The sequence below is a fragment of the Pseudomonas sp. PDM13 genome, assembly GCF_025685765.1.
In the GTDB taxonomy this organism is placed as follows: Bacteria; Pseudomonadota; Gammaproteobacteria; order Pseudomonadales; family Pseudomonadaceae; genus Metapseudomonas; species Metapseudomonas solani.
The window spans coordinates 1-819 of record NZ_JAOTQU010000059.1; the positions used below are offsets into that span (position 1 = coordinate 1).

At 53.4% G+C, this 819-nt stretch carries 1 pseudogene; it reads left to right on the forward strand.

What is annotated here, in order from left to right:
* Window positions 1–819: pseudogene (locus tag OEJ36_RS30380) on the forward strand (hypothetical protein); the annotation flags it as partial.

Here is an 819-nt window from a genome sequence, read left to right on the forward strand (position 1 = left end):
GCATCGACGCGCTGGATGACGGCAGCACGGATGTGCGCTTCCAGTATTCCTGGGAAGCAAGCGGTGCCGCACCAACCGACGCCCAGAAAAGCACCCAGCAACTCCTCGAACGCATCAAGGCCCTGGAAGTGTTCAACGGCCAGAACTTCTTGCGCTTCGGTAAAGTTGGGGCTACAGCCAGCAGCGTGACCCTTTCGTTCGGCATGGGCACCACCAACGGCACAACCACCTACGCCATAAAAGATGGCTCGGTCGTCATCAATGAAGATCGCCTAGGGCTGAATGCGGGGCAGGCAGGCTTGCTGAACCACGCCTATGAGGCTCTCAAGAAATCCATCTACGATGGCTTGCTTTTACAAACTCGCTTGAAGCCCTATGTCGAAAAGATCGGACTGAACATCACCGAGACCGGCGTCGCGCTCGACTGCAGCGAGGTGACAAAGCTGCTTGAGCAAACGGCTGCAATTTCTCCTTTTAAAGCAATTAGCGATACCCTTGAGCTAGAAGATTCATTGAGAGGAAAAGTACTAATTACCTCCATAACTGAAAGGCTTATTAGCAATTTTTTTGGGAATCTCTCCGAGGGTGACATTCGGAAAATCCTCCAACAATCAGAGCAAGCCGGCTATCAGCTTGTAGTGGGCGACCGTCTAGACAACCAACTTACTGGCACCGCCTTAAACGACCGTTTTTACGGCGGAGCTGGCAACGACACGCTGTATGGTCGTGCCGGAAATGACCTCATCAGCGGTGGAGATGGTAATGACTCGCTCTATGGTGAGGCGGGTAACGACACCCTCGATGGAGGAATCGGCAACG